Source organism: Neoroseomonas rubea (genome assembly GCF_016106015.1).
Lineage (GTDB): Bacteria > Pseudomonadota > Alphaproteobacteria > Acetobacterales > Acetobacteraceae > Neoroseomonas > Neoroseomonas rubea.
The window spans coordinates 1-6,809 of the sequence record NZ_JACADQ010000225.1 but is presented as its reverse complement, the minus strand read 5'-3'; the positions used below and the strand labels follow the sequence as shown (position 1 = coordinate 6,809).

Below are 6,809 nucleotides of genomic sequence, written 5' to 3'. Positions count from 1 at the left end.
CTGGCGGGCGCGCTGCCGGACCCGACCGGCGGGGCGACCCATATGCACGACGCGGCGGCGCTGCCCGGCTGGGCGCTCGGCCGCGCGGCCTCGGCCGAGATCGGCGGCTTCTGCTTCTACCGCGCCGAGGACCTCGCCTGAGGCGCGCGGCCGCGCTAAAGGCCCGCGCCATGGACCGCTTCATCTACACGCTGGTGCGCGAAGCCGATTGGCGCGCCGCCGAGGCCGCCGGCGCCTATGCCGGCAGCGCGGATGACGCCCGCGACGGCTTCCTGCATTTCTCCACCGCCGGCCAGCTGCGGGCGAGCGCGGCGAAGCACCGCGCCGGCGTGCCGGACCTGCTGATGGTCGAGGCCGACGCCGCCGCACTCGGCGATGCGCTGAAGTGGGAACCGGCGTCGGGCGGCCGACGGCCCGGGCTGTTTCCGCATCTCTATGCGTCCCTGCCGCTGTCGGCGGTGGTGCGCGTCGTGCCCCTGCCGCTCGGCGCGGATGGGCTTCACCGCTTCCCCGAAGGCGTCCCGTGACCTGATCCCGCCGCCCGCTGGCTCATCAGGCAGGCGAAGACGACGATCACGGCGCCGCCCAGCGTCCAGCCGCTTGGCCAGACATTCCAGATCAGCAGGTCGAAGCCGACCGCGAAGATCAGCGCAGAGAATTCGAGCGGCGCGAGCCGTGCCGCCGAATCGTGCCGGAAGGCGATGGCGAGGCAGAGCGTCGCCCCGCCCGCGAACAGGCCGTTCGCCATCAGGGCCAGCAGGTCGCGCGGCCCCGGTGCCACCCATTCCATCGCCGCGAAGGGAAACAGCACGAGCAGCCCGGGCAGGGACGACCAGAGGATCAGCACCGCCGCCCCGGTCTCGTGCCGCAACAGGCGGTTGATGGTCAGCACCGCCGCGTAGCAGGCCGTGCCCAGCAGCGCCCAGAGATAGGCGCCGACCGGCCCGCCCGCGGCCAGCCCCGGCCACATGGCCAGCAGCACCCCCGCGAAGCCGAGGAAGGACCACCCCCAGACCGCCGGACCGGTGCGTTCCTTCAGCACCAGCGCGGCGAGCCCGAGCGTGAGGAAGGGCGCGGTGAAGTACACCAGGTAGCCTTCCGCCAGCGGGATTTCCCGCAGCGCGAGGAAGAAGCCGAGGCCCGAGCCCAGCATGCAGGTCGCGCGTGCGAGGTGCAGGAAGGGATGCGCGGTGGACAGGCTGCCCCCCGCGCCGGGCACGCAAGCGCGCGCGGCGAACAGCACCAGCAGCAGCGTCGCGTAGCGCAACGCCACCACCTGGCTCGCCGGATAGGTCCCGGCAAGAAGCTTGGAATTCGCGTCGAGCACGCCGAACAGCGCCATCGCCGCGACCAGGAAGACCGGGCCCCGCACCCTCTGATCCCGCCGTGCCGTTCTGCGCGCTTCTGGACGGGCTTCCCCCGCCGCGTCAACCGGGGCAGAAGACGGCCGCCATGACCCCCTCCATCGCTTCCGCCCTGATGCCGCTGATCCGCGGCCTGGATGCCGAGACCGCGCACGGGCTCGCGCTGAAGGCCCTGGCCGCGGGCCTCGCCGGCCGGGATTCGGGCGCGGACGATCCGGTGCTCGCCACGGAATGCTTCGGCCTGCGATTCAGCAACCCGATCGGCCTCGCCGCGGGTTTCGACAAGGATGCGGTGGCGGTCGCGCCACTGATGCGGCTCGGCTTCGGCTTCGTCGAGGCCGGCACCGTCACGCCCCGCCCGCAGCCGGGCAATCCGCGCCCGCGCCTGTTCCGCCTGCCGGAAGACGCGGCGGTGATCAACCGCATGGGCTTCAACAATGGCGGGCTCGATGGCTATGTCGCGCGGATCGCCGCGCTGCCGCGGCCGCTGCCCGCGGTGTTCGGGGCCAATATCGGCATCAACAAGGAAGGCGCGGATCCGGAGCGCGACTACCCCGCGCTCTATGCCGCCGTCGCGCCGCATGCGGATTATGTGACGGTCAACGTCTCCTCCCCCAACACGCCGGGCCTGCGCGACCTGCAGGGGGAGGAACGGCTCGCCGCGATCCTCGATGCCATCGCCGCGACGCGCGCCACTCTGCCGCGCACGCCGCCGCTGCTGGTCAAGATCGCGCCCGATCTCGCAGACGACGCGCTGGGGCCGATCGTCAACGCCTGCCTCGCGCGCGGCGTCGCGGGGCTGATCGTCTCGAACACCACCATCGCGCGGCCGGCGACGCTGCGATCCTCGTCCGCGAAGGAAGCGGGCGGGCTGTCCGGCCAGCCTCTTTTCGCACCCTCGACGGAGGTGCTGCGAAAGGTGTTCCGCATCGCACGCGGGCGCATCGCGCTGGTGGGCGTGGGCGGCATCGCCACGGCCGAGCAGGCGTATGGAAAAATCCGCGCCGGCGCCTCGCTCGTGCAGGTCTATACCGGCTTCGCCTATGCCGGGCCCGTGCTGCCGCGGCGGCTCGCCGATGGCCTCGCCGCGCTGCTCAGGCGCGATGGATTCACTTCGGTCGCCGACGCCGTCGGCAAGGACGCGTGATGGACATCCTCGACGGCATCGCGGCGATCGCAGACCGCTACGACGGCTACGTGCTCGACCTCTGGGGCGTGGTGCATGACGGGCGCCGCCCCTATCCCGGCGTGCCGGAGGCGCTGGCGGCGCTGAAGGCGCGCGGCAAACGCATCGTGTTCCTGACGAACGCGCCGCGCCGCGCCTGGATGGTCGCGTCCATGCTGGACCGAATGGGGCTCGAGCGCGCGCTGTATGACGGCATCATCTCCTCGGGCGAGGTGTCCTGGCGGCATCTCAAGGCGCGGCGCGATCCCTTCTTCGCCGGCCTTGGCGCGCGCTGCGTCCATATCGGGCCGGAGCGCGACCTCTCGGTGGTGGAGGAGGGTGTCGCCGAGATCGTCGCCGAGCCGCGCGATGCGACCTTCCTGCTCAACACCGGCCCCGACGACCGGCTGGGCCCGCAAAGTGCGGATCCCTACCGCCCCGTGCTGGAAGCTTGCGCCGCGGCGCATCTGCCGATGGTCTGCGTGAATCCCGACCGCGCGGTGATGGTGGCGGGGAAGAAGGTGATCTGCGCCGGCGCGCTGGCGGACATCTACCTCGCCCTCGGCGGCGCGGTGCGGGAGGTCGGCAAGCCCGACCCGGAGGTGTACGAGCCGGTGCTGGACCTGCTCGGCAATCCGCCGCGGCACCGCGTGCTCGCCATCGGCGACAGCCCGCACACCGACCTCGCCGGCGCGCAGGCCGCCGGGCTCGACGCGCTGTGGGCGCTGACGGGCCTCGCGGCCGATGCGCATGGGGAGGACCCCTCCGCCGAGCACCTCGCCACCGTGGCGCATGAGGAGGGCGTGCGCCCGATCGCGGCGCTACGCTCCCTGCGCTGGTGAGCGCGCGGGCGACCGCCCGCCTGCGCAGGATCTGCCTCGCCCTGCCGGAGGCCGAGGAGATCGAGACCTGGGCCGTGCCCACCTGGCGCGTGCGCAACCGCATCTTCTGCATGTGGTCGCCGATGGAAGGAGGCGGCGCCGCGCTTTGGTGCAAGGCCCCCCGCGGGGTGCAGGAGCTGCTGGTGGCAGCCGCGCCCGAACGCTTCTTCCGCCCGCCCTATGTCGGCCACAAGGGCTGGATCGGCGTGGTGCTAGAAGGCAGGCCGGATTGGGATGAGGTGGCCGCGCTCATCCGCCGCTCCTGGCGCATGACCGCGCCGAAGCGGCTGGCCGCGACGCTGCCCGACTAATCGACGATGAACAGCCGCGCGCCCTTGGCGGTGCGCGAGCGGTGCGGTTCCGCCCCATCCGCCACCTGGTAGGACATCCCCGGCGTCAGGGTGAAGACGCGGCCATCGGCGAGCGTCGTCTCGAGCTCGCCCTCCAGAACCAGCAGCACGTGCCCCTTCTCGCACCAATGGTCCGAGACGTAGCCGGGCGAGTACTCGACCATGCGGACGCGGATCGGATTCTCCGCCGGGCCGACATGGCGCGTGCGCCACAGCGCCTCGCCCTCCTCCCCGGCATGGCGGGTCGGTTCGACCGCCGACCAGTCGGTGGTGTCGAAGGGGATGGCGGACATGCGCATCGTCGGGTCCTTGGGCCTGTCGCGCCCGGGACGGTGCCCGCGCGCGGCGGGCCCGTCCATCCGGTGCTACAGCACTATCCGATCACACTGAGTCAGTGTGATCGGATTTCGTGCTGTAAAATCAATAGTTTCGAGAGCAAGAAATCCGAGCAGCCGTTCCCGGCTGATCGGATATTGCTCTAGGCGTGCCCCGCGGCGGCGGAGAGCAGCGCCGGATCGACCCGAAGCTTGGCCAGCGCCGCGTCCCAGGTGCGGGTGGTGTCGTCGCCGAACACCAGGCCTTCGTCGGCCTGCACGCTGAGCCAGGAATTGCGCTGGATCTCCTCCTCCAGCTGCCCCGGCGCCCAGCCGGCATAGCCGAGCGCGAGCACGCCCGCCTTCGGCCCCCCGCCGGCCGCGATCGCCTTGAGGATGTCGAGGCTCGCGGTCAGCGCGAGGCCCGGCACGACGGGCAGGCTGCCCTCGGCGGTCCAGTCGTCGCTGTGCAGCACGAAGCCGCGGCCGCCCTCGACCGGCCCGCCGGAGACCATGCGGATGCGCCGCTGCGGCGGCGCCGGTTCGATCTCCAGCTGGCGCAGGAGGTCGTCGAAGGCGAGGCCGGCCAACGGCCGATTCACGATCAGCCCCATCGCGCCGTCCGAGGAATGGGCGCAGAGGCAGACGACGGTGTGGTCGAAGCGCGGGTCCTGCATGCCCGGCATCGCGATGAGAAGATGCCCGGCAAGGTAACCCGCACCCGCGCCCGCCCGGGATTTCGAAGTGGCCATGGCCCCTAGGTGGCTCACCCCGCGCGGTCCCGCAAGGTTCGCCCGCCCCGATGACAGCCCGGCGCGCCCGCGCTACATGCGGCTGGCCAATGAGGAGGACGACATGCCGATCAGTGTGGGCGACGCGATTCCGGCCGTGAAGGTCATGCAGGCCACCGCCGAGGGGCCGAAGGAGATCGACACCGCGGAATTCTTCAAGGGCCGCACCGTGGTGCTGTTCGGCGTGCCGGGCGCCTTCACCCCGACCTGCTCGGCCAAGCACATGCCGTCCTTCCTCGAGAATGCCGACGCGCTGAAGGCCAAGGGCGTGGACGCCATCGCCTGCATGGCGGTGAACGACGTCTTCGTCATGGGCGCCTGGGGCAAGGACCAGGGCGCAGGCGATGCGGTGGCGATGATCGCCGACGGCTCGGCGGCCTTCACCAAGGCGATGGGCCTCGAATTCGACCTGACGGCGCGCGGCCTCGGCGTGCGCTGCCAGCGCTTCGCCCTGGTGGCGAAGGACGGCAAGGTGACGCACATCGCCGTCGAGGCGCCCGGCGCCTTCGAAGTGTCGTCCGGCCAGGCGGTGCTCGCCGCCCTTTGATCCGGCACGGGCCCGGCTTGCGCCGGGCCCGGCCCTTCAGCGCACGACGATCGGGCGGCGCGCGACCACCGTGTTCTCGGCCCCCGGCGCCATCATCACGTAGCGCAGCTCATAGGTCCCCGGCGCGTCTGGGGCGGACAGGCTGCCTTCGGTGCCCTCGGTCTCGGTGCTGAAATAGCCCTCGTAGCGGTCGGGCGCGGCATCGGGCGGGACGATCGTCACGTAGTCCCCGCTGCCGCGCGGGCCGGTATAGCGGACGGCCAGCGTCGCGCCCGGTGCGACGGTCTGCGGCGCCTCCAGCGTCGCCTGTGGCGCGGTCAGGGCGATGGGCCGCCGCGCGATGACGGATTCGCTGCCCGCCGCCGTCAGCACGAAGCGCACCTCGTAGGCACCGGGCGTGCCGGGCAGGCGCAGCACGCCCTGGCCGCCATCGATCGAGAAATACGCGCTGCCGATATAGGCGCCCGGTGCCGCGCCCGGCGGCACCACCGCGACGAAGCTGCCCGAAGGCGCGGTGGCCGGGGTGTGGCGCACCGTGACGGTGCTGCCGGCCATGGCTCTCTCCGGCGCCTCGAGGCTTGCCTGTGCTTCCGTCACGCGCAGCGGGATCGAGGCGAGCACGGTGCCGTCCACGCCTTCCACGAACCGGATTTCATAGGCGCCGGTCGCCGCGGGCGCGGTCAGCGGCAGCGGCGACTGGGCGTCCTCGACATTGGCGTAGCCGCCCGAGAGGTAGTCCGAGGCCGCGGCCCCCCGCGGGACGATGCCGATCCAGGACCCCGGCGCGCGCGGTCCGGTCCAGGTCACTTCCACCGCACTGCCGGCGGGGGCTTCCGGCGCCGCGGCGAGGCGCGCCGTGACCGGCGTGACGGTCACCGCCGCGCGGCCGATCGTCCTTCCCACGCGGGCGAGGACGTAGCGCACCTCATAGGCCCCGGCGGTGGCCGGCGCGCGCAGCCGCGCCGGGCTGCCATCGGCGGTCCGGGCGTAGTGGCGCGTCTCCTGTTCCTGCGCGTTGGGGCCGACGGGGGCGAAGACCAGGTAGTCGCCCGGCTCGTTCGGGCCTTCCCAGGCGATGGCGAGCACCTCCGTCGCACCGATGCTCGCCGCGGCGGGGCGGACCGTGGCGCGCGGCAGCGCATCGGCGAGCGGCACGACGATCTCGGCCGGGCCCTGCGCCGTCACCTCGGCCGTCACGCTGCCGATCCGGTCCTCGGTCGAGGCGGTGACGACGTAGCGGCCGGGGGCGAGCGGAAGGCGTGTGGCGGGGCCTTCATGCACTGGCGTCTCGCCGCCCTCGCGCAGCACGGTGAAGGTCGCGCCGACCAAGTCCGGGCCGCCCGGGCCCTGCGTCGCGCGCAGGCCGGTCGTGCGCGGCGGCGCGGCGGGCGGCGGGG

9 protein-coding genes are annotated in these 6,809 nt (G+C 72.7%); 5 read left to right on the top strand and 4 right to left on the bottom strand.

The window, feature by feature from the left end; translation table 11 throughout:
• The first annotated feature begins 170 nt into the window (after positions 1–170).
• The gene (locus HW577_RS17715) at positions 171–527 is read left to right on the top strand and encodes a DUF952 domain-containing protein (RefSeq protein WP_198377471.1); all 357 of its coding nucleotides are present in this window, start codon (positions 171–173) and stop codon (positions 525–527) included.
• Here HW577_RS17715 and HW577_RS17710 read toward each other — a convergent pair.
• Positions 500–1,372 (bottom strand): DMT family transporter, encoded by an 873-nt coding sequence (locus HW577_RS17710; protein WP_332837752.1) that lies wholly within the window; start codon positions 1,370–1,372, stop codon positions 500–502. The genes HW577_RS17715 and HW577_RS17710 overlap by 28 nt on opposite strands.
• An 80-nt stretch (positions 1,373–1,452) precedes the next feature.
• Here HW577_RS17710 and HW577_RS17705 point away from each other — a divergent pair, with 80 nt between their 5' ends.
• From HW577_RS17705 to HW577_RS17695, 3 genes are read left to right on the top strand one after another with little or no spacing between them, the layout of a single operon-like run.
• Positions 1,453–2,511, top strand: coding sequence for a quinone-dependent dihydroorotate dehydrogenase (locus HW577_RS17705; protein ID WP_198377470.1), 1,059 nt, complete (start codon positions 1,453–1,455; stop codon positions 2,509–2,511).
• Entirely contained in the window at positions 2,511–3,371 is an 861-nt protein-coding gene (locus tag HW577_RS17700; protein WP_198377469.1) for a TIGR01459 family HAD-type hydrolase, read from the top strand. Before HW577_RS17705 ends, HW577_RS17700 begins: the two co-directional genes overlap by 1 nt.
• Positions 3,368–3,721: an MmcQ/YjbR family DNA-binding protein gene (locus HW577_RS17695; RefSeq protein ID WP_198377468.1), complete on the top strand. Its 354-nt coding sequence runs from the start codon at positions 3,368–3,370 to the stop codon at positions 3,719–3,721. The genes HW577_RS17700 and HW577_RS17695 overlap by 4 nt, the downstream gene beginning before the upstream one ends.
• Here HW577_RS17695 and HW577_RS17690 read toward each other — a convergent pair.
• Both HW577_RS17690 and HW577_RS17685 read right to left on the bottom strand, forming a co-directional pair.
• Complete coding sequence (locus tag HW577_RS17690) at positions 3,718–4,059, bottom strand: DHCW motif cupin fold protein (RefSeq protein WP_198377467.1); 342 nt, start codon at positions 4,057–4,059, stop codon at positions 3,718–3,720. The two genes, HW577_RS17695 and HW577_RS17690, sit on opposite strands and share 4 nt — an antisense overlap.
• A gap of 179 nt (positions 4,060–4,238) precedes the next feature.
• Positions 4,239–4,826: a YqgE/AlgH family protein gene (locus HW577_RS17685; RefSeq protein WP_198377472.1), complete on the bottom strand. Its 588-nt coding sequence runs from the start codon at positions 4,824–4,826 to the stop codon at positions 4,239–4,241.
• Positions 4,827–4,929: 103 nt separating this feature from the next.
• On the opposite strand from HW577_RS17685, the gene HW577_RS17680 reads away from it, so the two are divergent.
• Positions 4,930–5,412: a peroxiredoxin gene (locus HW577_RS17680; RefSeq protein WP_198377466.1), complete on the top strand. Its 483-nt coding sequence runs from the start codon at positions 4,930–4,932 to the stop codon at positions 5,410–5,412.
• A gap of 36 nt (positions 5,413–5,448) precedes the next feature.
• On the opposite strand, the gene HW577_RS17675 is transcribed toward HW577_RS17680, so the two are convergent.
• The coding region (locus tag HW577_RS17675) for a hypothetical protein (RefSeq protein ID WP_198377465.1) at positions 5,449–6,809 on the bottom strand (1,361 nt) is incomplete at its 5' end.